The organism is Enterococcus sp. OL5, assembly GCF_006491895.1.
Taxonomy (GTDB): Bacteria; Bacillota; Bacilli; order Lactobacillales; family Enterococcaceae; genus Enterococcus_D; species Enterococcus_D innesii.
In genome coordinates this window covers 1-24,973 of record NZ_VHIL01000026.1, presented here as the reverse complement: position 1 = coordinate 24,973, position 24,973 = coordinate 1, and the positions used below count along the sequence as shown (strand labels likewise).

Annotated in this window: 21 protein-coding genes and 1 pseudogene; 16 read left to right on the top strand and 6 right to left on the bottom strand. The window is 43.1% G+C overall.

Translation table 11 applies throughout. From position 1 onward, the window contains the following. The 10 genes from FJU10_RS19570 to FJU10_RS18140 all read left to right on the top strand — a co-directional run. A partial coding sequence (locus FJU10_RS19570) for a hypothetical protein (RefSeq protein WP_223273139.1) occupies positions 1-199 on the top strand: 199 nt, incomplete at its 5' end. A gap of 75 nt (positions 200-274) precedes the next feature. Next, a complete protein-coding gene (locus tag FJU10_RS18185) occupies positions 275-1,276 on the top strand; it encodes a LacI family DNA-binding transcriptional regulator (protein WP_140966633.1) in 1,002 nt (333 codons plus the stop codon). A gap of 13 nt (positions 1,277-1,289) precedes the next feature. Continuing rightward, a complete protein-coding gene (locus FJU10_RS18180; protein WP_189372396.1) occupies positions 1,290-2,216 on the top strand; it encodes an ROK family protein in 927 nt (308 codons plus the stop codon). Positions 2,217-2,264: 48 nt separating this feature from the next. Then, positions 2,265-3,212 carry an ABC transporter permease gene (locus FJU10_RS18175; protein ID WP_016610970.1) on the top strand — a complete coding sequence of 316 codons (948 nt, stop codon included), beginning with the start codon at positions 2,265-2,267 and terminating at the stop codon, positions 3,210-3,212. Between the two features lie 12 nt (positions 3,213-3,224). Continuing rightward, the gene (locus FJU10_RS18170) at positions 3,225-4,100 is read left to right on the top strand and encodes a carbohydrate ABC transporter permease (RefSeq protein WP_005236529.1); all 876 of its coding nucleotides are present in this window, start codon (positions 3,225-3,227) and stop codon (positions 4,098-4,100) included. Positions 4,101-4,118: 18 nt separating this feature from the next. Further along, positions 4,119-5,762 (top strand): hypothetical protein, encoded by a 1,644-nt coding sequence (locus tag FJU10_RS18165; RefSeq protein ID WP_016610972.1) that lies wholly within the window; start codon positions 4,119-4,121, stop codon positions 5,760-5,762. 13 nt (positions 5,763-5,775) lie between these two features. Continuing rightward, the gene (locus FJU10_RS18160) at positions 5,776-6,354 is read left to right on the top strand and encodes a hypothetical protein (RefSeq protein WP_016610973.1); all 579 of its coding nucleotides are present in this window, start codon (positions 5,776-5,778) and stop codon (positions 6,352-6,354) included. Between the two features lie 164 nt (positions 6,355-6,518). Next, the gene (locus FJU10_RS18155) at positions 6,519-8,147 is read left to right on the top strand and encodes a PTS transporter subunit EIIC (protein WP_074932741.1); all 1,629 of its coding nucleotides are present in this window, start codon (positions 6,519-6,521) and stop codon (positions 8,145-8,147) included. Positions 8,148-8,162: 15 nt separating this feature from the next. Continuing rightward, positions 8,163-9,476, top strand: a complete 1,314-nt coding sequence (locus FJU10_RS18150; RefSeq protein WP_140966631.1) for a 6-phospho-alpha-glucosidase — start codon at positions 8,163-8,165, stop codon at positions 9,474-9,476. 220 nt (positions 9,477-9,696) lie between these two features. Then, a complete protein-coding gene (locus FJU10_RS18140) occupies positions 9,697-11,070 on the top strand; it encodes a gluconokinase (protein WP_223273138.1) in 1,374 nt (457 codons plus the stop codon). A gap of 18 nt (positions 11,071-11,088) precedes the next feature. Here FJU10_RS18140 and FJU10_RS18135 read toward each other — a convergent pair whose 3' ends face one another. After that, complete coding sequence (locus FJU10_RS18135; RefSeq protein ID WP_140966630.1) at positions 11,089-11,829, bottom strand: MurR/RpiR family transcriptional regulator; 741 nt, start codon at positions 11,827-11,829, stop codon at positions 11,089-11,091. Positions 11,830-11,979: 150 nt separating this feature from the next. On the opposite strand from FJU10_RS18135, the gene FJU10_RS18130 reads away from it, so the two are divergent. The 5 genes and pseudogenes from FJU10_RS18130 to FJU10_RS18110 all read left to right on the top strand — a co-directional run bounded on the left by FJU10_RS18130 (position 11,980) and on the right by FJU10_RS18110 (position 16,175). Continuing rightward, positions 11,980-12,732: an IclR family transcriptional regulator gene (locus FJU10_RS18130; protein ID WP_026008086.1), complete on the top strand. Its 753-nt coding sequence runs from the start codon at positions 11,980-11,982 to the stop codon at positions 12,730-12,732. Positions 12,733-12,842: 110 nt separating this feature from the next. Next, a pseudogene (locus FJU10_RS18125) lies at positions 12,843-13,484 on the top strand (bifunctional 4-hydroxy-2-oxoglutarate aldolase/2-dehydro-3-deoxy-phosphogluconate aldolase); the annotation flags it as partial. A gap of 7 nt (positions 13,485-13,491) precedes the next feature. Beyond that, positions 13,492-14,490 (top strand): sugar kinase, encoded by a 999-nt coding sequence (locus tag FJU10_RS18120; protein WP_140966629.1) that lies wholly within the window; start codon positions 13,492-13,494, stop codon positions 14,488-14,490. Between the two features lie 13 nt (positions 14,491-14,503). Then, entirely contained in the window at positions 14,504-15,346 is an 843-nt protein-coding gene (gene kduI, locus FJU10_RS18115; RefSeq protein ID WP_081118504.1) for a 5-dehydro-4-deoxy-D-glucuronate isomerase, read from the top strand. Between the two features lie 22 nt (positions 15,347-15,368). Next, complete coding sequence (locus FJU10_RS18110) at positions 15,369-16,175, top strand: gluconate 5-dehydrogenase (RefSeq protein WP_005229917.1); 807 nt, start codon at positions 15,369-15,371, stop codon at positions 16,173-16,175. 258 nt (positions 16,176-16,433) lie between these two features. On the opposite strand, the gene FJU10_RS18100 is transcribed toward FJU10_RS18110, so the two are convergent. From FJU10_RS18100 to FJU10_RS18080, 5 genes are all read right to left on the bottom strand, one after another. Further along, positions 16,434-17,105 (bottom strand): rhamnogalacturonan acetylesterase, encoded by a 672-nt coding sequence (locus FJU10_RS18100; protein ID WP_140966627.1) that lies wholly within the window; start codon positions 17,103-17,105, stop codon positions 16,434-16,436. Between the two features lie 10 nt (positions 17,106-17,115). Beyond that, complete coding sequence (gene uxaC, locus FJU10_RS18095) at positions 17,116-18,504, bottom strand: glucuronate isomerase (RefSeq protein WP_140966626.1); 1,389 nt, start codon at positions 18,502-18,504, stop codon at positions 17,116-17,118. A gap of 20 nt (positions 18,505-18,524) precedes the next feature. Beyond that, positions 18,525-20,036, bottom strand: a complete 1,512-nt coding sequence (locus FJU10_RS18090; RefSeq protein ID WP_140966625.1) for a UxaA family hydrolase — start codon at positions 20,034-20,036, stop codon at positions 18,525-18,527. Positions 20,037-20,048: 12 nt separating this feature from the next. Then, positions 20,049-21,452: a tagaturonate reductase gene (locus FJU10_RS18085; RefSeq protein WP_140966624.1), complete on the bottom strand. Its 1,404-nt coding sequence runs from the start codon at positions 21,450-21,452 to the stop codon at positions 20,049-20,051. 70 nt (positions 21,453-21,522) lie between these two features. After that, positions 21,523-22,503: a LacI family DNA-binding transcriptional regulator gene (locus FJU10_RS18080; protein ID WP_140966623.1), complete on the bottom strand. Its 981-nt coding sequence runs from the start codon at positions 22,501-22,503 to the stop codon at positions 21,523-21,525. Positions 22,504-22,665: 162 nt separating this feature from the next. On the opposite strand from FJU10_RS18080, the gene FJU10_RS18075 reads away from it, so the two are divergent. Then, positions 22,666-24,879: an AraC family transcriptional regulator gene (locus tag FJU10_RS18075; RefSeq protein WP_140966622.1), complete on the top strand. Its 2,214-nt coding sequence runs from the start codon at positions 22,666-22,668 to the stop codon at positions 24,877-24,879. Positions 24,880-24,973: the final 94 nt, after the last annotated feature.

Below are 24,973 nucleotides of genomic sequence, written 5' to 3'. Positions count from 1 at the left end.
CCTTGGCTTTGCTGCTGCCTCAGCGAAGTTGATTGGTACGCTCACGATTTTAAAGCCTTTCGAGGCTTTTTTTGTAGGTACAACTTGTACCATGATGGCACAGGTTTCAAGGTGCTGGTACATGCGCCAACTAGTTCTAGAACCATTGTGGGTGAAAACGTTTTTATATATAGTTGGTTTATCGGATGACCAATCTTAGAGTGGTCGTTGATTTTTTTAGCAAAATAAAAACGTTTTTATTTTTGAGAGAAATCGTTCAGGAGGGGAGAATCATTTGACAAATCGAATCACGATTCGGGAAGTGGCAAAGGAGGCAAACGTATCAATTGCGACTGTTTCTAAAGCACTGAACGGTGTTAATGTTGTTCGACCAGCAACGAAAGAACGAGTGCTGGCTGCCGCGCAACGTTTGCATTATGTCCCCAATTTAATGGGCAAACAATTGAAAAACACAAAAACCAAGATGCTTGGTTTTTACACCACTAGCATTAAAGGACCTTACTTTAGCGTATTAGTTGAAGCGATTGCCAGAGAGGCAGAAACGCATGGGTATGCAGTCAACGTCTTCTTATCCACGGATAAACGAGTGGTTCTCAATCGTATTTTAGGGGGGATGGTTGATGGCATTATTGGATTTGAAGATTTTTTAACAGAGCAGGATTTGGCAGCGATGGAAAGAGAACAAATCAAAGCCGTCTTTATCGATCGAAACATTCAAGAGAAGAACTTTGGTAGTGTGGTATTTGATTCCTTCGAAAAAGGAAAAGCTGCTACTAAGTATCTCTTGTCACTAGGACATAAAAAAATCGTTTTTATCAGTGGGATTGCTGGTGTTTATGATAGTGATGAACGCTTAAGAGGGTATTGCGAAGCATTAAAAGAAGCCGGCATCTCTTGGCGCTCGGATTATCAATTGCAGGGATTCTTTGAAGAAGAACGGACGAGAGCCAGCGTGCAGCAGTTTTTGTTAGAGCAAAAAGACTTGCCCACAGCATTTTTGGCAGGGAATGATCTTAGTGCGATCGGAACAGTCAAGGCGATCCACGAAACCAAGTGGCGGGTGCCTGATGATTTCAGCGTGATTGGTTTTGATGGTATTGATCTTTTAGACTATTTTACTCCTCGCTTGACGACTGTGAAAAATCCAATCCAATTGCAAGGGGTCACGGCAGTCAAACACTTGATCGAAATGATTGAGGAAAATGCCATTGGAATCTCCTACGTTTTACCAGGGGAATTGTGCATCAATCAATCGACAAAACAAGTAAATGAATAATGAGGGTGAAGCAATGTTTATTGGAATCGATGTTGGAGGAACCACCATCAAATATGGTGTGATCTTGAAAAACGGTGAAATTGTCAAAAAAGGACAGCTGCCGACGATCCATGAAAAGGAGGGATTTTTGCAATCCGTCACAGCATTGATCAAATCATTGCAGCAAGAAGCAATAGTCGATGGTGTCGGGATTAGCGCACCGGGCATCATCCAAAAAGATGGCACGATGATTACTGCAGGATCAATCAAATCCCTTTATGGAATCAATTTAAAGCAAGAAATAGAAGAACGTGTCAAGCTACCGGTCATGGTTGAAAATGATGCCAATGCAGCGGCGATCGCTGAAAAATGGCTTGGGCACGCACAGAACTGTGAGAACTATCTATGCCTTGTCGTCGGTACAGGCATTGGCGGTGGGATCATTGTTAATGATCAGCTCTATCGCGGCAGCCATGGCATGGCAGGTGAATTCGGATGGATGCTGATCGATAGCTTACCTGACCAAGGAAATTTAGAAACTGTTTCCTTGAACCAAAGAGCTGCTGTCGTGGGGGGGCTTTGCCACCAGTACCAGTTGGCACTTCAACAGCTTGGTCGGAGTGATTTCCCTCAAGATGCGGTGGAGATCTTTCAGCGAGGAGCGCAAGGAGAAGTGGTAGCGAACCAAGTGCTTGCACAGTTTTTTCAAGATTTATCGGTGGGCTTGCTCAATTTGATCAGTACATTTGATCCCGAGCTGATTTTGATTGGTGGTGGGATCAGTGAAAATGATGGGTTTATGGCAAGGCTTGAAGAGAACCTCTGTCAGCTAAAAGCTCGCCATGAAAGTATTGGTTACTTAGAAGGACGCATGATTGCACCGATTCGACGTGCAAAATTAAAAAATGATGCAGGTATGATTGGTGCGGTCTATCAGTTGATGAACCAACGAAGGAAGTAACTCATTTCCTTCAGATGAAAAAGTAAGCGTTTTAGAAAGGGTGGAACAATGGAATCTAAAGGAGTCGTACTTAAAGCAACCCCAAAGAAAAGAACCTTTTTGCAGAAACTAAAAGGCCAAAGTTTTTATCAAGCAATGGTTTGGCCAGGGATTATCCTGATGATTATTTTTAATTTTATCCCACTATACGGGATCGTCATCGCATTTAAAGATTACTCAGTGCTTGATTCGATCGCGAATGCAGAGTGGGTCGGTACCCAATATTTCCAAGAATTTTTTAGTGATTCAATGTTTTGGACGGTGATGAGTAATACGTTAGGCATCAGCTTTTTTAAACTACTGATTGGTTTTCCAGCAGCGATTGGCTTAGCGGTATTGATCAATGAAATCGTTCATGTGCGCTTGAAGAAGGTTGTTCAAACGGTGTCTTATTTGCCACATTTTCTTTCTTGGGTCATCTTAGGAGGCATGTTTATTACGTGGTTGTCTGATACCGGTTTGGTCAATAATTTACTGTTAGGTGTTGGGTTGATCGATGAACCGATCCGCTTCTTGACTGATCCCGAAAAATATTGGGCGATTGCAGTCATTTCCGATATTTGGAAAGAAGTTGGATGGAATACGATTTTATACATCGCTGCTATGACAGGGATCAATCCAGCTCTTTATGAAGCAGCGAGAATGGATGGCGCCACGAAGTTTCAGCAGATTACTCGGATCACGATCCCTTCGATCCGTCATATTATCGCCTTGACATTTGTTTTGTCAGTCGGTGGGTTATTGGGTTCAAACCTCGATCAAACACTCGTCTTACAAAACCCTGTCAATTATCAGTCCAGTGAAGTCATTAATTCATTCGTCTATAAAATGGGGATTCAACAAGGAGACTTCTCCTATGCGACCGCCGTTGGTCTATTTGTGTCGGTTGTTTCATTGATCCTTGTGGTCGGTAGTCATCTTTTGACAAAAAAAATCAGTGATGAATCAGTCTTTTAGAGGAGGGAAAGTATGAAACAAACATTTTCAAAAGATGAGAAGATCTTTAATACTGCCAATGTGATTTTCATGGTGTTCTTCTTAGCCATCATTGCGTTGCCACTATGGAATATCGTCGCCTTGTCTTTCAATGATGCAACCGATGCCGCAAGAGGGGGGATCTATTTCTGGCCACGGGAATTTTCACTAGAAAGTTACTACACCGTTTTTGAAGATTCTGCGATCTATAAAGCCTTTGTCATCTCAGTTGCAAAAACAGTGATTGGTGTTGTTTTGCATACGGCATTGACGGCGATGGTTGCTTACGGGATGAGTCGTAGAAACTTAATGGGGCGGAAAATCTATATGAACATGGGGATTTTAACGATGTTCGTTTCTGGAGGGATGATTCCTACCTTTCTCTTATTTAAAGAACTCGGCTTGTTAAATAATTTTTGGGTCTACATCATACCTGTCTTATTTTCTTTTTATGACATGGTGATTTTGATGAATTTTTTCCGGAGCATTCCATTTTCGCTGGAAGAATCTGCCATGATGGATGGCGCCAATCCTTTTATTATTTTCGTAAAAATCATTTTGCCATTGTCCCTTCCAGTTTTGGCAACCATCGCATTATTCCACGGCGTCTTTCAGTGGAACGACTACATGACCGCCAATATCTATGTTGATGATCGTAGTTTATATCCTTTACAAATGCTACTATTTCGGATCGTTTCGGAAAATCTATCGCCTGCAGTAGCAACAGGCACCAATGTGGTCAGAAATACGACTTCTCAGTCACTGCAATTAGCAACTATGGTGGTAACGACGGTTCCTGTCGTCGTGATCTATCCATTTTTACAAAAGTACTTTATTCAAGGGATGACTCTTGGATCAGTAAAAGAATAGACAAAAGGAGAGAAAAAAATGAAAGCAAGCAAATTATTCTTAGGAATCGGTCTCGTATGTACATCAGTCGTGGTATTAGGCGCCTGTGGTAATTCCAACAGCGAGTCAAAAGGGGCTGCTGTAGTAGAAGATCTGCCAGAAGCTCGCTTTGAAGCAGACAAAGATACCCCAAGCTGGCAAAAAGACACTGACCATGAAGCGACCTTGAAGTGGTATGTCAACTTTGATTGGTATGCTCAGCCAGGTTGGGGAAAAGATACTGTGACGCGAAAAATCAAAGAAGATATGAATATCAATGTCGAATTTATTTCAGGGAATGATGAGAACCTTAATACGATGTTAGCTGGAGGCGATCTGCCAGATATCATGACCTTCGATAAAAATCTATCTGCTGCCAACGAAGCGACGAAATTTGCTTTACCACTGAATCTTTTGGCAGAAAAATACGATCCTTATTTCCTAGAACATGCAGCGAAGCCTGAATCTGTTCAATGGTTTACTTTAGAAGATGGCAATATCTATGGATACCCAAGCTTTTCAACGACTGCGCAAGATTATGAGGACGGCAATGTAGTGGGAGATCAAGTCTTCATTGTCCGCAAAGATATTTACGAAGCATTGGGTGAACCTGATATGTCGACGCCCGAAGGATTTTTAGATGCGTTAAAACGGGCAAAAGAAGCATTTCCGACAGCAGATGATGGTGCTGCATTAGTCCCATTTGCTTCGACTGCATTAGATATTTCCAATGGCGGGGATGGCGCTTATGGTGGTACTTTGCAAGATTTTCTAAGCATTGCACCAAGTGTTGATGGGCAATTCAATGATCGAGACGCTGATGAGGAGTATATCACGTGGATCGAGACTTTTAGAAAAGCTTACAATGAAGGATACATCACCAACGACCAATTTTCAGACAATGACAACACGATGAAAGAAAAACTAGGGCAGGGCCGTTACTTTGCTTACTTGCATACAAACACGAAAGGACTCAATGAGTTCATGTCAGACAATAATGCCCGTAATCCTGAACAAACCTATATTGCCGTCGATGGGCCGAAGAATTCGAATGGCGATGATTCCACTTTTACTGGCGGAAATATTGGTGGATGGACACAAACCTTTATCACGACGTCGACAAAAGAACCCCAAAAAGCCATGGAGCTTTTGACCTATTTGGCAAGTGAATATGGCACGATGGTCACGACCTTTGGGATTGAAGGGGAAACATACAACCTCGTAGATGGCGTGGTTGAATACTCAGAGGAAACAGAGGCCTTACGAAATTCGGACATAGCTCGTTTTGACAAGGAAGTTGGGCTAGGTTCTTATTGGTTTGTTGGGAATGACAATTATGCTATCCAAATGGGACAAAAACCAGCTACATCGATTCGTCAGATGGTGGAATGGTCTCAAGATAAGTTAGCACCACGTTTTGAGATCGAAGACATTGATCCTCGCACCGGTTCTGAAGCAAGAAACCTCACTTCCATCAACACAGCAAGAGTGCAAGCGTTGGTCAACTTTATTCAAGCAGACTCTGAAGAAGCGGGACGTCAGATTTGGGAAGACTACTTACAAGAACGAGAAAACAATGGGTGGTCAGCAATCGTTGATTACCGAAATGAGAAAATCGCTGAAAATATTGAAAAACTAAACTAAAGGTGTGTGTGTGATGTTTGCTTTAGAGAGTCGTTTTTATCGTCTTTGCGAAGTTATTTTTCGTATGCTGGTTTTGAATCTCTTGTTTTTGGTGGTGTCGTTTCCGATCATCACGTTTCCTGCAGCTATGCGAGCGGTCGTAGATGCTTATGAACATCCTGAAGCAAAACTGCTACGCCCCTTCTTGAAAAACAGCAAAAACGCATTGTTGAAGACCCTACCATTAGGGGTCTTCAATCTCTTCTCATTTTTATGCGGACTCAGCTTGTGGCGTTCTGCTGCTTTGACGAATTCATTGTTTTTCTCTTTTTTGACCATCATTTTTCTTACATTTTTGTTGTCCTACAACATTAACCTGTATGTGATGCAATCAAAATTGCAAGATCGGCAAAACCTGTTTGACCTTTTTCGTAGTAGTTTTTTCTTTACAATGATGCACTACCATAAAGGGATCGGAATTTTAGTCCTAGCAGCGATCGGCTATTTCTTCACATGGCACTCAGCACCAAGTATCTTCTATCTGTTTTGTCTGTCTGGGCCCTTGTATTTTTATCAAAAAGTGTTGCATCTAAACAGAGTGGATCAATCTTGATTCACTCTTTTTTTGTTGCTTGTATTCGCCACTAGCAAGGAAGTAGACAGGATGAAACATGTTCCAATCTTTGAAACGCATTGAATTGAAAACGTTTGCTATTCTATTAGTAACAAATGTTTCCTATAATGAACCTACAAATCAACTACAAAGGAGTTTCCTCAATGAAAGAAAAAGTGATGGATGCGATGCAGAAATTCTCCAAGGCAATGTTTGTGCCCGTTTTGATTTTGCCGATCGCAGGGATATTGATTGCCGTTGGGAATGTGTTTACAAATGTCCGCTTGCTTGAGCAGTTTCCTTTTTTGGATAATCCGATAACCACCGGTTTTGGTAGTATCTTATCCGCTTCCTTATTACCGATTTTAACCAATTTAGGCATTATTTTTTGTGTTGGGATCGCTCTAGGGTTGGCCAATAAGAAAAAGGCTGAAGCGGGATTTACCGCGTTGTTGGGATATTTCGTCTTCTTAAATGCCATGAACAAATTCATGGAGCTTCGGGGGATGTTGGTTCCAGCCGATGCACTTCAAGGTTCAGGACAAGCGATTGTTTTAGGGATCCAAGTGCTGGATATGGGGGTCTTTCTTGGCATCATTTTAGGAATCGTCGTGGCATTGGTCCACAATCGTTTCATCGATACGAGCTTTAACAATGCCTTTCAAGTTTATGGTGGCGCGCGCTTCGTCTTTATTGTCTTGATTCCGGTCGTCGTGTTGCTAGCCATCGTTTCCACGTTTGTATGGCCAGTAATACAAACTGGCATTGACGGTTTAGGCGGCATCATTCAGCAAACGGGCAACTTTGGTATCTTCTTGTACGGTACGCTAGAACGCTTATTGATTCCAACTGGCTTGCATCACTTGATCTACACGCCGTTTTTGTATACTTCATTAGGCGGTGTCGCAGAAGTTGGCGGTCAAGTCTTTGAAGGGGCACGAAACATTTATTTTGCGGAAATTGCTGACCCAGCAGTCCGCGTATTATCGCAAAGTGTCATTTGGGACGCTCGTGGGATCTCAAAAATGTTTGGACTGATCGGTGCCTGTTTGGCGATGTATCAAACGGCAAAACCAGAAAATAAAGTCAAAGTCAAAGCCATTTTGATTCCAGCAGTTGTGACTTCCTTTATTGCAGGTGTGACTGAACCAATCGAATTTTCTTTTATGTTCGTGGCACCTGTTTTGTTCGTCATTCATTCTGCCCTTAGCGGCTTGAGCATGGTGGCGTTAAATCTCTTTGGTTCTCGCGCCATCGGACCGAATGGCTTCATCGACTTTCTTTTGTACAACTTGCCCTTAGGGATCGAGAAAACTCGCTGGCCAGTGTACTTGATCGTCGGGGTCGTCTTCTTCTTTCTTTATTACTTCTTGTTCCGCTTTTTGATCACGAAACTGAATTTGAAAACGGTCGGGCGTGAAGAAGATGGGACAGAGACCAAACTGTATTCGAAGAAAGAGTACAAAGAAAAACAACTTGCTGGAGCAGGTGTCGGGGTCATGGCGAATGACCAAGCCGCCACTAGTCCGACTGGTGAAACAAGTATCTCAGCAATCATCACCAAAGCGCTAGGTGGCGATGACAATATCAAAACCATCGACAACTGCTATACCCGCTTACGTTTAAAACTAAAGGATCCTGAACTCGTGGATGAAGCACTGCTAAAAGACGAAACACAAGCCAAAGGCGTGATCAAAAATGGTGAAAATGTCCATGTCGTCTATGGGTTGACCGTGCCGAAAGTGCGGGAAGAGTTAGAAAATTATCTGGGAAGAGAAGGAGAGATTGAATGATGAAAATTTTCAGTAGTGATTGCAGGGGGCGGCAGTACTTTTACCCCGGGAATCGTTATGATGCTGCTTGACAATCAAGAACGCTTTCCTTTAAGAAAGCTGAAACTATACGACAATGATGAAGCACGCCAAGCGATCCTTGGTGAAGCCCTAGCGATTTTATTAAAAGAACAAGCACCGCAAATCGAATTTTCGTTTACGACGGATCCTGAAGAAGCCTTCAGCGATGTCGATTTCTGTATGGCGCATATCCGAGTAGGAAAGTATGACATGCGGGAAAAAGATGAAAAAGTTCCCTTGCGTCATGGCGTCTATGGCCAAGAAACCTGTGGACCAGGAGGGATCGCTTATGGGATGCGCAGCATCACTGGCATGCTGGAGATCATTGATTACATGGAAAAATATTCCCCCGATTGTTGGATGCTGAATTATTCCAATCCGGCTGCAATCGTAGCCGAAGCATGTCGGGTCTTGCGTCCTGAATCAAAGGTTCTGAATATCTGTGACATGCCCGTGGGCACGTTGCGTCGCATGTCGCAAATCATTGGCAAACAGCCAGAGGAACTAGAAGTTCGCTACTTTGGCTTGAATCATTTTGGTTGGTGGACCAGCGTCAAAGACAAAGAAGGCACGGAGTACATTCAAACCATTCGTGACTACGTTGCAGAACACGGCTATTTGACGCAGATCGAAGTGGATACCCAACATACTGACCCAAGTTGGCAAGACACCCACAAAAAAGCCAAAGACCTCTTGGCGCTCACACCAGAATATCTGCCAAATACGTACTTGAAGTATTATTTATACCCAGATTACGTCTACGAACACATGAAAGAACATCCAGAGTATACGCGTTCCAATGAAGTGATGGAAGGACGGGAAAAACGAGTGTTCGATCATGCCAAAAAGATCACCGCACAAGGCTCTGCTGAAGGGATCGCTTTTGAGATTGATGCCCATGCAACCTTTATCGTTGATTTGGCACGCGCCATCGCTTTTAATACGCATGAGCGAATGGTCATGATTGTGGAAAACAACGGCGCGATTGCGAACTTCCCGGATGATGCCATGGTGGAAGTGCCATGTATCGTCGGTTCTGATGGACCAGAAGCTCTTGCTCAAGGAAAAATTCCTGCCTTCCAACAAGCGCTCATGTTCCAACAGGTGACTGTGGAAAAATTAGTGGTCGAAGCATATGTGGAAAAGAGCTATCAAAAAATGTGGCAAGCGTTAAGCCTTTCCAAAACGATTCCTAGCGCAAAAGTAGCCAAAGAGTTACTCGATGATTTGGTCTCGGAAAATGGTGATTACTGGCCAGGATTGTCTTGATTTGTTTCACATTTGCGAAACATTCGCTGGTTGGATAACTGAAAGAGGAAGATTCTCCAAGAATCTTTCTCTTTTTTGATTTTTGTTGTGGAAGGATAATTCTCTGAAGAAAATCACCACGAAACGTCTTATCAACAAAACGATCAGACAGGTATACTAGAATATGCCACTAACTATGGTAGAATAAAGCTAATTGAATCAGATGAGAGGGAGCAATGCGATGTTTTTAGGGATTGATATCGGCACGACAGCCATAAAGTTTGGGGTCATTGAAGATCGGAAAATCATTTACTCACAGTCATTACCAATCAAAACCCATAGCCACGGGTTAAAACAGACCCAATCAGCGACCCAGATCAGTAGCCAATTGATCAGTGGTGTCACAACGATTCCCGCTCAATTAAAAGCGGCAATCACAGTGATCGGGTTCAGTACCGCCATGCACAGTTTGATGCCAGTGGAGGGTGGGACAGCAGAAGAGATTTACATTTGGTCAGACAATCAAGCGAGTCAAACGATGACGGCCTTTCGTCAAACGGATCTGGCGGCAACGTTTTATGAAGAGACAGGGACACCGATCCATGCGATGTCTCCCTTTGCGAAACTGGCTTATTTCCAAACAAATGGTTCATATTCCAAAGAGACGAAATGGTTTGGCTTAAAAGAACTAGCAATGGCGTTGTTTACCGGACAAGCAAGGATCGATTATAGTACCGCATCAGCGACCGGTCTTTTTTCTTTGAAAGAAAAGCAATGGAGTCAAAAGATTCTCAATTATTTATCCCTTTCAAAAGCCCAGTTAGCGCCTTTATGTGCACCGACTGATCGTTTTTTGATTACCGAGGAGATGGCGCAGCGGTGTGGCTTGAAGCCTGAGGTAGAAGTGATGTGTGGGGCTAGCGATGGGTGTTTAGCAGCATATGCTGGCTATATTTCTACAGGGATCCGCAACAGCTTGACGATCGGAACCAGTGCGGCGGTTCGTAAAGTAAGTGAGACCACCGTCTTTGATCGCCAAAAACAAAATTTTTGCTACTATCTGCAAGATGACCTCTATGTCGTAGGGGCACCTTCAAACAATGGTGGCTGTGTCCTTGCTTGGGCAAAAGAGACCTTATCAGAAGATCCTGATGCATTTTATCATTATCTGCCTCAAGTCATGGAGGAGTCGCCGATCGGCAGTAACGGCTTACGTTTTTTCCCCTATTTAAACGGGGAGCGGGCACCTTTTTGGACAAATGAGATCACAGGCGGCTTTTCTGGCTTGACCCTGAAACACAATCGCTCAGACATGTTGCGGGCAGTCATCGAAGGCATGCTGATGAACATCGATTTATTAAAGCAAATGGCGCAGTTGGAAGGGGCAGTCACTGTAAGTGGTGGTTTCTTTCAAACAAAACTTTTAGGTCAAATGACCGCGGATGTGTTGGGGCTGACCTGTTATCTTTCCGATGAAAACGAACCGATATTCGGCTTGTATGATTTATACAAAAGCTCTGTTGTGCGGCAAGATCAGCCAGATGAAAAATTTGTTCCTGATCCGCAGAACCAAGCGCTCTATCAAGAACTGGCAAAAACCTATTTTCAAGCATAAGCAAAAACCAGCAATCCACTAGGGTTGCTGGTTTTCTTTTTCAACATGGGTAAAAGCGTCGACGATATATTCCATCAATAAGAGCAGTTTACCAAAGAAGCTAGTGTACTGGATGTTTTGGGTGTCGTAGGGACGTTCATCGGTCACTTCAAAGGAAAAGGTCGCTAGTTGATTGGCGCGATGATCACCGTTCCCGCAAAACAAAACAGTTGGTATGTGATGTTCATTGGCTAATGCCATCTTCTCCAGCACTTTTTGTGTTTCGCCAGATTTAGAGATGGTGATCAGCATACTGATGTTCTCGATGTTGTTACTAATGATCCCACCTGAGTCAGAAGCACTGACTAATAAGGTTTTGATGCCGTTGACAAGCATTTTTTTGTGGAGGTATTCTGCCACGATCCCAGAAAAACCTGTTGCATAAATCGTAATAAACTTGTCCTTATTTCGTCCATAGATTTCTTTGATCGCGTCGATCGTATCTGCAATACTGGCAGTGTCAATTTGGTAATCGATGGCGGCTTCAGTGATCGTCTGATTTTTCAAGCGATTCTTTAAGAAGTAAAGTAGCTCTAGATAGCCAGAAAAACCCAATTTTTGCGCAAGCCGCACGATGGTTGCGGGGGAAGTGTAGATCGCTTTAGCGATTTCTCTTAAGGGCAGTCCATCGATCGCAGCGGTATTTGCAAGCAAATAATCAAGGATTTGCAGCTCATTGTCAGTCAATTTTTTTCCTTTGATCAATACATTTAAGTCCATTGTTCGGCACTCCTTTGTCTTGTCTTCATCATACAATGAATAACGACAGAAAGTAAAATGGGAATCGCGTCATGGTGATATATAGGAAAAAGATTGTGCATTTCCTAAAAAGATATTATAATTTCTTATATAGAAAATAAAGGTGGAGAAATGATGACGCAAAAACCATATGGAACCGTACTACTAAAAGCAGCAACCATTTTAGATTATCTCGCAGAAGCGCCAAGTAAACCATTGCAAGAAATTTCAGAAGCAACGAAACTGACCCCATCCACAGCTTTGAAAATATTAGAAACGCTGCAAATGATCGGCTATGTCAAACGCGACAAAGAGAAGAATTATCGCTTAGGGTCTAAGCTGATCAAGTATGCCAATCAAAACATTCAAGAGCTTGATTTAGTGGAAATCAGCTTGCCTTACTTGGAAGCATTGCAGAAAACGGCGGATGAAACGATCCACTTAGGGGTCTTGACTGCCAATGAGATTCTTTATGTCAATAAATTGGAGCCCCACAATCAAACGATCCGCATGTCTTCAAAAGTAGGGATCACAAGACCGTTGTATAGCTCTGCCATGGGGAAAGCCGTTTTAGCGGAGTTTGATGCCCCTCAAGTGGAAGAATATTTGGCAGCAACGCCTTTAACCGCTTATACGGAAAACACCATTACGAATCAGTTGAAGTTGAAGAAAGAATTGGAACAGGCAAAAGAAAACCAAGTAGCGTTTGATGATGAAGAAATGGAACAAGAAATCTATTGCATCGGCGCCTCACTGATAAAGGATCAGGAGATCGTTGGGGCGTTTTCTATCAGCCTACCGAAATACCGCTTGACCCCAGAATACAAATCGACATTGATCGATGCGATTATTGCGACAAAACAGCAAATTGAACAAGCATTATAAACTTTTTAGTGGAAAGCCCTTGCAAATAAAAACGAGAACGGTATAATAAACGTGTAAGTTTCTTTATAATAAATACCATTTTCCAAATAGGAAATAAATGGAGGGTCTCAATGAAAAAAGTAGCGAATTTAATGAAACTAAAAGAAAGCGGCGTGATCGCTGTTGTGCGTGGCGCTTCTAAAGAAGAAGCACTACAAGCAAGTAAAGCGATCGTTGCAGGGGGGATCACTGGCATTGAGTTGACTTTTACAGTGCCTCAAGCGGCGGATGTAATCGCTGAATTAGTAGCAACCTTCAAAGAGAATCCAGAGGTAGTCGTTGGTGCGGGGACCGTTCTTGATGCAGTGACTGCTCGCTTAGCGATCATGGCAGGAGCACAATATGTGGTAAGCCCAACCTTTGATCAAGAAACGGCTGAATTATGTAATTTATATCAAATCCCGTATCTGCCTGGTTGCATGACCATTTCAGAAATGAAGGACGCCTTAAAAGCAGGCGCAGATATCATTAAACTATTCCCGGGTAGTGCGTATGGACCAAGTATCATCTCGGCCTTCAAAGCGCCATTGCCACAATTAAACATTATGCCGACCGGTGGTGTCAGCTTAGACAACATGCAAGAATGGTTTGCGGCGGGTGTCGTAGCCGTTGGTGTAGGGGGGAATTTGTTAGCGCCAGCAGCAAGTGGGGATTTTGACAAAGTAACAGAAGTAGCGAAACAATATGCGGCAAAATTAAAAGAGATTCGAGGAAAGAAAGATGGCAAACATTCTGACACTAGGAGAAATCATGTTGCGTCTATCGACAACGTTAGGCGACCGAATCGCCCATAGTTCGATGTTTGCTGCCCATTATGGCGGTGGAGAAGCCAATGTTGCGATCTCCTTAGCGAATTTTGGTCATCGCGTTTCTTTTGCTAGTAAAGTGCCTGAGAATGCTTTAGGAGATGCCGTTTTTCATCATTTACGAAGCTATGGCGTCGATTGTCGCCACTTGCTTCGTGGCGGTTCCCGACTAGGTACTTACTATATTGAAACCGGTATCGGGGAACGAGCAGCGCGAGTGGTTTATGATCGCGCAGGCTCAAGCTTTGCGCAAATGAAAGAAAATGAGTGGCAATCTGACCTTTTTGATGGGGTTGACATTGTTCACCTTTCAGGGATCACGCCCGCTCTTTCAACGACTTGGCAGACACTTTTACTGACGTTGATCAAAGAAGCGAAAGCAGCTGGTTGTAAAATCAGTTTCGATATCAATTATCGTGGAAAGCTGTGGACGACAGATGAAGCACGCGTCTTTTTGCAAGAAGTACTCCCTTATGTTGATTATTGCTCGGCAGGACAGTTAGATGCCCAAGTCTTTATGGATGTATCAGCTCCAACAGAGGAAGTCGAAGATGACTACTATTATCAAGAAATGCATCGGAAATACCCAAATATCCAGCTCTTTTATTCAACTAGTCGTCAGGTGCTCTCAGCAAGTCACAATCAATTGACAGGAAGCCTATGGCATAACGGCAATTATGTCGTTTCTGCTACCCATGAGATCAATCCAATCGTTGATCGCGTCGGAGGAGGCGATGCCTTTTCAGCTGGTATCCTACATGGTCTTGTCACGAAGAAACAAGACCAAGAAATCATTGATTTTGCAACTGCCGCATCTGCCTTGAAGCATACGATCCATGGCGACTGTAATCAGTTTAGCGCCAATGAGATACAAAAATTTATTGCAACAGGTTCAGGAAAAATTATCCGATAGGAGGAAGTTAAACATGCAACACATGGAAACACGCTATACCCATAGTCCACTTGATATTCGTCACTATAGTACCGAAGAATTACGCAGAGAATTTTTGGTAGAGAAAATTTTCACACCGGGACAAATCATGCTGACCTATACCCACAATGATCGGATGATCTTTGGCGGAGTGACACCGACAGAAAAAGCGTTAGAAGTGCAATTAAGCAGTGAACTAGGGGTGGAGTACTTCTTAGAACGCCGTGAATTAGGCGTCATCAATATTGGAGGACCCGGTGCGATCACGATCGATGGCCAAAAAGAACCAATGAAAAAACAAGACGGCTACTATATCGGCAAGGAAACCAAACAAGTCTTGTTCCACTCAGATGATCCAGCAAATCCAGCGAAATTCTATCTATCTTGCGTGCCAGCACATAAGAAATACCCAAATGTAAAAATCAGTATCGATCAAGTCACACCAATGGAGACAGGCGAGGGCTTGACCTTAAATGAACGGAAAATTTATCAATACATTCACCCAAATGTTTGTGAAAGCTGTCAATTACAAATGGGGTACACGATCTTAGAACCAGGCAGCGCTTGGAATACGATGCCAAGTCATACCCATGAACGTCGGATGGAAGCATATGTGTATTTTGATTTTGCTAATGAAGATACAAAAGTATTCCATATGATGGGCAAACCAGATGAAACGAAGCATTTAGTGGTTAGTGAAGAACAAGCCGTTATTTCTCCAAGCTGGTCGATCCATTCGGGTGTTGGAACCAGTAACTACTCCTTTATCTGGGCAATGTGTGGCGAAAACATCACCTATACCGATATGGATATGGTGGCTATGGACGACTTAAAATAAAAAGAAAGAGGGTTTATCAATTATGGATTTTTCAATGGATCAATTTCGTTTAGATGGTAAAATCGCCTTAGTGACAGGCGCTGTCTATGGGATCGGTTTTACGATCGCTCGTTCACTAGCAGCAGCAGGAGCAACGATCGTTTTTAACAACTTGGATCAAGAATCAGTGGATAAAGGATTAGCAAACTATCGTGAAGCAGGGATCGAAGCCCACGGCTATGTCTGTGATGTAACGGATGAAAAAGCAGTCAACGAAATGGTCAAGCAGATCGAAGAAGAAGTTGGCGTGATCGATATCTTAGTCAATAATGCTGGGATCATCAAACGAATCCCGATGTTGGAGATGTCTGCTGAAGACTTCCGCCAAGTCGTTGACGTGGACTTGAACGCTCCATTTATCGTTTCAAAAGCAGTCTTACCGTCAATGATCAAAAAAGGACATGGAAAAATCATCAACATTTGCTCAATGATGAGTGAATTGGGAAGAGAAACGGTGGCTGGTTACGCAGCGGCTAAAGGCGGCTTGAAAATGTTGACGAAAAACATTTGTGCTGAATTTGGTTCAGCTAACATTCAATGTAATGGGATCGGACCTGGTTATATTGCAACACCGCAAACCGCACCATTACGAGAGATCCAACCAGACGGTTCTCGTCACCCATTTGATCAATTTATCGTAGCAAAAACACCTGCTGCCCGTTGGGGTGAGCCAGAAGATTTAGCAGGACCAACGGTTTTCTTAGCTTCTGAGGCATCAAACTTTGTCAATGGCCATGTCTTATATGTAGACGGCGGTATCTTGGCGTATATCGGGAAACAACCTGAATAAAACAATCAATAGTAAGGATGGGGACGATTGCAATCGTTCCCATTTTTATGGTACAACACCCAAAAAATGTAGGTCTTTAAAAGGTAGCTTGGCGATTAATGGGTTGAAGCAAAGGAACTGCAAACAAATCTTTTAAAAAGAAGGAAAAGCAAAACGCTGTGAAGGGAAATGCTCTTCGCAGCGTTTTGCTTGAGTTGCTCTTTTTAAAATCAGGTAGTGTATTTATGTTAAGGGAAGTTTCAACACGAGCAATGAGTTTCAATCTAAAAGAACTTGTCGTGCAAGCGGTAATGGAGTATTTGTCAAACATTTGGCAACTAATTTGGCGACGGCTGTAGCACCCTGGTCGTTCAAATGTGTGTTATCCGTAATGCCGGCTGGATAATTTGGGTGCTGATTTTTTTCTAAATGAAGAAAATAGGTTTTCGCCTGTTGTGGTTCCAGTGCTGAAAAGAACCGTTGTGTTGCGGCAAAAAGATCCAGACAGACCACATCCAAGGAGGTAGCCAAAGCACGCATTGCTTCTGGGTAAGGACCGACTGCCAAAGGATCAAGTTGCTGTTGGTCCACGTAATGCAAACGAGTGATCGAGGTCAATAGGATCGGTGTCGCTTGCTGCTGGCGTGCCGTTTGCACGAAGGTTGCTAAATTATGCTGATATTCTACAGGTGTCGTACCACGACTATCTGTTTTTTGATCGTTGTGTCCAAATTGAATCAAGAGATAATCACCAGCATATAGTTCTTTTTTTGCCTGCAACAAGCGTCCTTCTTCAATGAAGCTTTTGGAGGAACGCCCATTTTTTGCCAAGTTGACGATTTGATGCTGGGGGAGATAGCGTGAGATCTTTTCACCCCAGCCCGTTTCTGGACGAGCGCTAGGCTCTTTGATCGATGCGGTGGAATCACCGACGATGACGATTTTTTCCATTGTCTTTCTCCTAAAATTTGAAGTAGTTGTTGGCGTTTTGATAACAGACATTTTCTACTAATGGTTTTAGCTGACGAAGATCAGCAGGTGCTTCACCACGTACAACGATCTCAGCAAGCCATTCACAAAAGACGCGTCGGAAATATTCATGACGGGTGTAAGACAGAAAGCTTCTTGAATCCGTCAGCATGCCGACAAAGTTAAAGATCACACTGCCATCTGCGAATTTCGTCAATTGGTGACGCATGCCTGCGCGGGTGTCGTTATACCACCAGCCAGATCCTAACTGCAATTTATTGTTGCCTTCTTGCTGGAAGCACCCCATCAAAGCGACGAGTGCATCATAGTCATTGGGATTTAAGGAATAGAGAATCGTTTGAGGCAAATGGTCCTGCGCATCAGCGGCGTTCAATAATTTCTGCAAGCTTTGAGTCAGTGGTTGATCATTGATGCCATCGTAGCCAGTATCTGGTCCCAAGCGCTCAAACATTCGTTGATTGCAGTTGCGGTACGCATGGACATGCAGTTGCATCGTCCAACCATGTTCGTGATACAGCTTCATCAGTTCAACTAGAACATTGGTTTTGAAGAACGAGACTTCGTTTTGCTCCAAAGATTCCCCAGCTAATGCTTTGGCAAATATTGCTTCAAGGGATAACTGTTCGTCTGTAGCGTACACTAAAGTATCCAGCGCATGGTCAGACAAGCGGCAGTGATGCTGGTGAAAGTAGGTTACACGGTCCCGCAAGGCTCTCAAGAAAGCATCGTAGGTAGTGATCGCGTTTTCGACACGCTTTTCGAGTTTGGTAACATAGGTAAGAAAATTCGGATGGTCGATTTGTAACGCTTTGTCAGGTCGGAAGGTCGGCAAGACCCGAAAACGTTGCTCTGTTTGGCTTAATTGGTGATGATAGTGAAGATCATCGACTGGATCATCTGTGGTGCAAACGATCTCGACTTTACTGCGAGCAATCAAAGCTCTTCGAGTAAAGTCTTTTTGCTGCAATTTTTCGTTGCATAGCGTCCACAAGGTTTCGGCATTTTCTTCAGTAACGGGAAGATCGATCGCAAAAAATCGCTTTAATTCTAAATGAGTCCAACTGTAAAGGGGATTTCCCACCAATTTTGGCACTGTTTGACACCATGCCAAAAATTTTTCATAATCACTGGCATTGCCGGTGATCGCTTCTTCTGGTACGCCACAAGCGCGCATCAAGCGCCATTTGTAATGATCGCCACTTAGCCATGCCTCGGTGATAGTTTTAAAGGGCCGATCCTCATAGATTTCTTTCGGGTCTAGGTGGCAGTGGTAATCAATGATCGGCAGCTCTTTGGCATATTCATGGTAAAGGGTTTGAGCAATTTCATTTGGCAATAAATAGTTTTCATTTAAAAACATGTCGAACCTCTTTTCTTTGATTATAGTGTCACGCCATTTTTAAAGATGGCGATCTCACGAACGTTGTTGGCTTCATTACGCGTCGATTTTCCACTGGCAGTATCGATGATCGCTTGAATAAAGTCTTCCAGCACGACCTCCATCGGCTCTTCCAACAAGCGACCGGCGTTGAAATCCATCCAGTGGGGTTTCTTATGGTAAATCTCTTGATTCGTGGCAACTTTCATGGTCGGCACATAGGCACCAAATGGCGTGCCGCGACCCGTGGTAAATAAGACGAGTTGGCAATCGGCAGAAGCCAGTGCAGAAGCGGCAACAAGGTCGTTTCCTGGACCTTCCAGCAGGCTCAAGCCTGGCTTACGGAGTTTCTCCCCATATTTTAAGACATCGACGACAGCGGAAGTCCCAGATTTTTGGGTACAGCCTAATGACTTATCTTCTAGTGTTGTGATGCCGCCTGCCTTATTGCCAGGAGAAGGATTTTCATAGACCGGTTCACCGTAAGCAAGAAAATAATCTTTAAAGTCGTTGATTAGATGGAGGATTTTTTCAAAGGTTGCTTCATCTTGTGCACGCGCCATCAAGACTTGTTCAGCGCCAAACATTTCGGGTACTTCCGTCAAGACCGTACTGCCACCTTGAGAAACTAAAAAGTCAGAAAATGCCCCCAACAAAGGGTTGGCGGTGATCCCAGAAAACCCGTCGGAACCCCCACATTTCAACCCGATCTTTAGCTCACTCAAGGGAACGGCTTCTCGTTGATCTTCTTTTGCTGCTTCCAGTAATTCTTCTAATAAGCTTTCGCCGACCGCAATTTCATCGTCGCTTTCCTGTGCTACCATAAATTTGACGCGCTTTGGATCGTAGTCACCCAGGTTTTTCTTAAACTCGGAAACGGTGTTGTTCTCACAACCTAAGCCAAAGACCAAGACGCCACCGGCATTTGGATGATGCACCGCATCAATTAAAATTTGACGAGTGTTTTGATGATCTTGGCCTAACTGGGAGCAGCCGTAGGGATGTTTAAGGATCGTAATATGATCAAACGTGCCAAGATCTGGATGATTCTTCTTGAAGTTTTCAACAATGATCTCTGCGATGCCATTGATGCAACCAACTGTTGGTACGATCAGTAAATCATTCCGAATCCCAACTTTGCCATTCGCCCGACGGTACCCTTGGAACGTCGCAGCCCTTTTTGGATAACGGACGGGATGCAAATCGGGGGCATAGGTGTATGCTAAGGTACCAGAAAGGTTGGTTTTGACATTGTGGGTATGCAACCATTGGCCGGTTTTAACGTCAGCTAAGAGATGTCCAATGGGATAGCCGTATTTGATCACGTCTTGTGATTGTGCTAGATCTTTGAGGGCGATTTTGTGTCCTTGCGGAATATCCTCAAAAAGGGTGATCGTTTGGCCTTCAAATGCAAGGGTCGTTTTAGCAGCTAGTGGTTTTAATGCGACTGCGACATTGTCTTTAGGGTGCAATTTCAATAGTTGCGCGGGCGTTTCTGTTAATGTGGTGGACATAAAGATTCTCCTTTATTTCAAACTTGGCTCAGGGGTGTCAATCGACGCAAGTAACTGGCGTGGTCCGTCTTGTTTTAGACAAGCGCACATTTCATTGATCGTCTCTGTCATGAAGCTCAGGTCTGCATGCCAAAGTTGCTCATTTTTTAATAGAGTGGCGATCTGTTCTTCTGCTGGTAATTGTTTCACTTGCTGAAATATGGTTGTCACTAGCTCATCATCTTGAAAGGGTCTTGTGAGATAGAAAGTCAGTAATCCTGCCAATGCGGCAGTGATTCGTTTTGGTACCTGCTGGTTTTGTTGGACATAACGAGTTAAGACTGGTTGAAGACGCGCACGGAATTTTGAAACACTGTTTAAAGCGATCGATTGCAGCTGATGCTTCACATAAGGATTTCTGAAGCGTTCTTTGATTTGTTCCGCATAAGCTGTAAGCTGTGCTTTAGGCAAATCAAGCATTGGAATCAACTCTTCCTGAAAAAGACCATCCAAAAAGGCTGCAAAATCACGGTCGTTCATTACTTCTTCAACCGTTTCTAAACCAGCTAAAAGACCAAGTGGAACCATCGCCGTATGAGGACCATTTAATAAATGTACTTTTTGTTCACGGTAAGGGGTCATATCTTCTGTCACGATCACATTCAACCCAGCTTCTTGCAAGGGGAGCTTTTCAGCTACGCCGCTTCCTTCGATCACCCATAACATAAAGGGTTCTGCAGTGACCATTACGGCATCCTCATAGCCAAGAATCTCTTGGTATTGTGCCACTTTGTCGCGAGGATATCCTGGAACGATCCGATCGACTAAGCTACAGCAGAAGGTGTTTTCTTTTTCTAACCAGTTGACGAAGTCTGACTCCAAAGACCATAATGCGGCATATTGTAAGACGATCTCTTTTAATTTTTCCCCATTCCGATCGATCAATTCGCAAGGAATGATCAAAAATCCCGGTTTTTGTCGTTGAAAACGACGATACAAAAGGGCGGTCAGTTTTGCAGGAAAACTGTGGGGAGGGGTATCGTGCAAGGAATCCTCTGGGTGAAACGCAATACCTGCTTCCGTCGTATTAGAAACGATGATCTCGAGTTGCTCATCTTCGGCTAAAGCAAGATAGTCTTCCCATTGCTGATAAGGATTTAACACTTGATCGATAGTGGAGACGACTTCAAATGTTTGAGATAAAGCGCCATCGACAAGTCCTTCTAAGATAACAGTGTAGAGATTTTCTTGTTGTGCCAACAGCTCTTTCAAGCCGTGATCGATCGGCTGTACCACAACGGCACTGCCGTTAAAAAGACCTTGCTTGTTCATTTGCTGCAGCTGCCAGTTAAAAAAGCCCCGCATAAAATTGCCTTCCCCGAATTGAATTACTCGGGCTGGATAAGTTTGATGGGTTTGTTCGGTAATTTTTTTCATAGAATCCTCCTTAAAAAATAGTTATGCACACGTTAACATTTTTGCGTAAGCACTCTTGAAAACAAGAGGCTTACAGCGATTGACGAATGATTAACGAGGTATCAAAGAAATGTTGTTTCTCAACTACTTGATTGGCAAATGCTTGCAACAGCAGAGTTGCTGCCAATTGACTCATTTCATAAACTGGTTTGCGGATCGTTGTTAATGGGGGATACGTATAGGGAGAAAAAGAACTATCATCAAAACCGATGATACCGATCTCCTCTGGGATCTTTCGTCCTGCTTGATGACAGGCATTGATCGCACCGATCGCCATATCATCATTGGCGCAAAAAATCACTTCAGGTGGTTCAGGTAAAGCGAGTAGTTGCTGGGCACCCAGCTGACCACTTTCCAAAGAGTAGTCGCCAGCTACGAAGTATTCTTTCGGGCAGACAAGCTGCTTTTCTTGAATCGCTTTCATAAATCCTTTACGACGCTCTCTAGCGGAACCAAAGGAAGCGATCCCTTCAATCATGGCGATCTTTCGAAAGCCTTGTTCAAGCACATAGGTGATCATTTGATAGACCCCTTGGGCATCATTACTAGTGACATTCATCAAGGTTGCATCCTGCAATTGACGATTCAAAACGACGATGGGAATGTTTTTCTTTGAAAGAGCAGCAATAAAGCCGTCATCCCGATCACTTTGACTCATCACGATCGCTCCATCTAAACGATTCGGCTCTTCATCAAATGTATCGGATTGCAATAATTCATGAACCGCTAAAGTATATTCGGATGGTAGGGTATCATTGATTCCTTTGATCACTTCGACTAAAAAGCTATCGGAAGTACCAATGGATAGATGAGAAAAATAAAGACCAATGATATAGGATTTTTGATTCACCAGACTTTTGGCATTGACATTGGGCACATAGTGTAAAGATTCAGCGATGGCTGCGATCTTCTTTTTTGTTTCTGGCTTAATTAATGGGCTATCGTTTAACGCACGAGAAACAGTTGTATGTGAAACACCAGCGACTTTGGCGATATCTTTGATCGTGACCATAGAAAACCTTCTTCCTTTTTGCTTGATTCAAGCATAGCTTGTTCCCACGAGAATGTCAATACACCAAGGATGCACACGTGAAACATTTTTCAAAATAACATAGGAACTTTTTCTGGGATGTGCTAGTATAAAAGAAGATAGTTAGGTAATGGGAGGGAGTCTATGAAATTCTTTTTAAGCTATCATCAAACGTCCAACTTGTTCTATAAAATTTTCATTTGGGTCTCTTTGATTGGTAGCGCTTTAATTATCGGCTTTAGTGGAGTCATTTATCATCGAACGTATCAAAACATTCAAGAAACCTTTTTGCAAAGTCAACATAATTTGGTCAACCAAGTCAAAGAAAATCTGGATCAAAAAATTCAGATGGTGGAGTATGCCTTTTCTACATATAGCAGTACTCAAAGTTTTTCCGATACGATGGAACAGCCGTTTTCCGTGACGAATTATCGACAAGTGCGCGAGATCAATTCGCAACTGGCTTACATTGGTGTGATGGGGATCGAAAACGCCAGCTACCAATTGGTGAATTTGAATCAGCATTGGAAAATCGAAGAAGGCTCCTTAAAACAGATCGATGATACAGAATTCGCTGCTTTTCAAGCGCTGATCGACAACCAACGCTACTTGTATTGGTTGCCAGAAGACGGTTATTTAAAAATGGTAATGACGTTGCCTGTGTTTCGGCAGGAAACCACTGCTTTGGGGATCGCTGAAATCCAAGACCATACCATTGCGCAGTTGGTGGCAGATCATGATGATTCCTTTCTGAATATTTTTCATGCGGATGGACAACTACTTTTCGATAATGGTGAAGTGATCGATTCTGACTTACACGAAACAATGGTCGCAGCTGCCCACGGCGATGGCATCTTCACTGACAAAGAAAACAACAAGTATGTGGTCACACAATCGGATTACAATCAGTGGTATCATGTGATCCGTCTGGCGCCAGCCAGTGTTTCGCAAGCAATTCGTGAGTTAAGAAGCGGTTTGATCGTGATTGGTAGTCTATTGATTTTCCTGTTTTTATTAGTATCTTATCGCATTGCGATCGTGGCTACTTCACCCATCAATCGGATCGGAGAGCTTTTAAAGCCCAAAAAACAAGGTCAAAAATTAGAAGTCAATCAATTGATTTCCGATATCGACCAAGTCTTGCATCAAAACCATGATCTTGCTGTTAAAGTTGAACACCAAAAGCCCGAGTTAGAATCCTTGTTTTTATTAAACTTGTTTCGCGGCTGTATCTCAGAAGCAGATATTCACTTAAAACTGTCACAATTTGGGTATGAAGTATCCGAAACGGAACACTTTGCCGTATTACTGATTCAAATCGATGATTTGTGTGGGCGAGAAACATCGACCAGTGATATTTTCTTGCTTGCCATTGAGAATCTCGTTTCTGAGATCATTCCGGCGAATTTGCGTTTTCAGCCAATCATCTCTAGTCAAGAAACCCAAGGAACGATATTAAAACTTCCGAAAACGATTGATCAAAAACAAGTATTGACCTATTGTCAAAAGATCCATCAAGCGGCAAAAGACTATTTAAGAATTAAAATAAGTTGTGGGGTCTCACAATCCTACGACCGCCTCGTAGAAACCAAATTAGCGGTTGATAACGCCAAAGAAGCCTTGCACTATCGAATGAATTTAGGGGAAGAAGTCATTATCTTTTTTGACGACATTGCGGCACAATTGGACAATAACGCGATCGTTCAATACCCTAGAGAAGCAGAAAGTACCTTTTTGGATGCGATGCGTAGTGGGGAGCTAGCGACTATCAAAGCGAGTTACACGGAAGTTGTACGGGAAATCATCCATGAAAATAAAAATCCGTTGACGATTGAAAGCGCCTTGTTTAAGTTGATCAACAGTATCGTTCAGCTAGGGCAACTCTTAGGAGCAGATCATACCAGCTTGCAAAATAGTCGTAAAGTTTATCAATCCGTGCTCAACCAAACCAGCTTAGTCAAAGTTGAGCAAAGCATCTATCAAGAGTTAGTTTTACCTATCGTTGAAACGACACAAGCCAAAACAGATCGAGAAATTCGCTCCTTGTCTGAAAAGATGGTCTTGATCGTACACCAACAATACGATCAGGATCTTTCCTTAGATAGCATTGCTGAGCAGTTGCATTATAATGCCAATTACTTAAGTAATGTGTTTAAAAAGGAATTATCCATCAATTTTGCCGATTACTTACAAAATTATCGGTTGCAAATCGCCAAAAAATGGTTGCGGGAAACGGATATGACGATCAAGGAAATCGCCGCTAACCTTCAATATACTAACTCTCAAAACTTCATCCGCTTTTTCAAAAAGAAAGAACAGATGACGCCCGGAGAGTATCGCAAACGTTCCAAAGAGTAAATATCCACCCGTGAAACGGGTGGCTTTTTAACAGCCCTAGAAGGGCTCACCACTCGCTAGCCCCTTAAAAGGGGCTTTTTAAATGACCACCAAC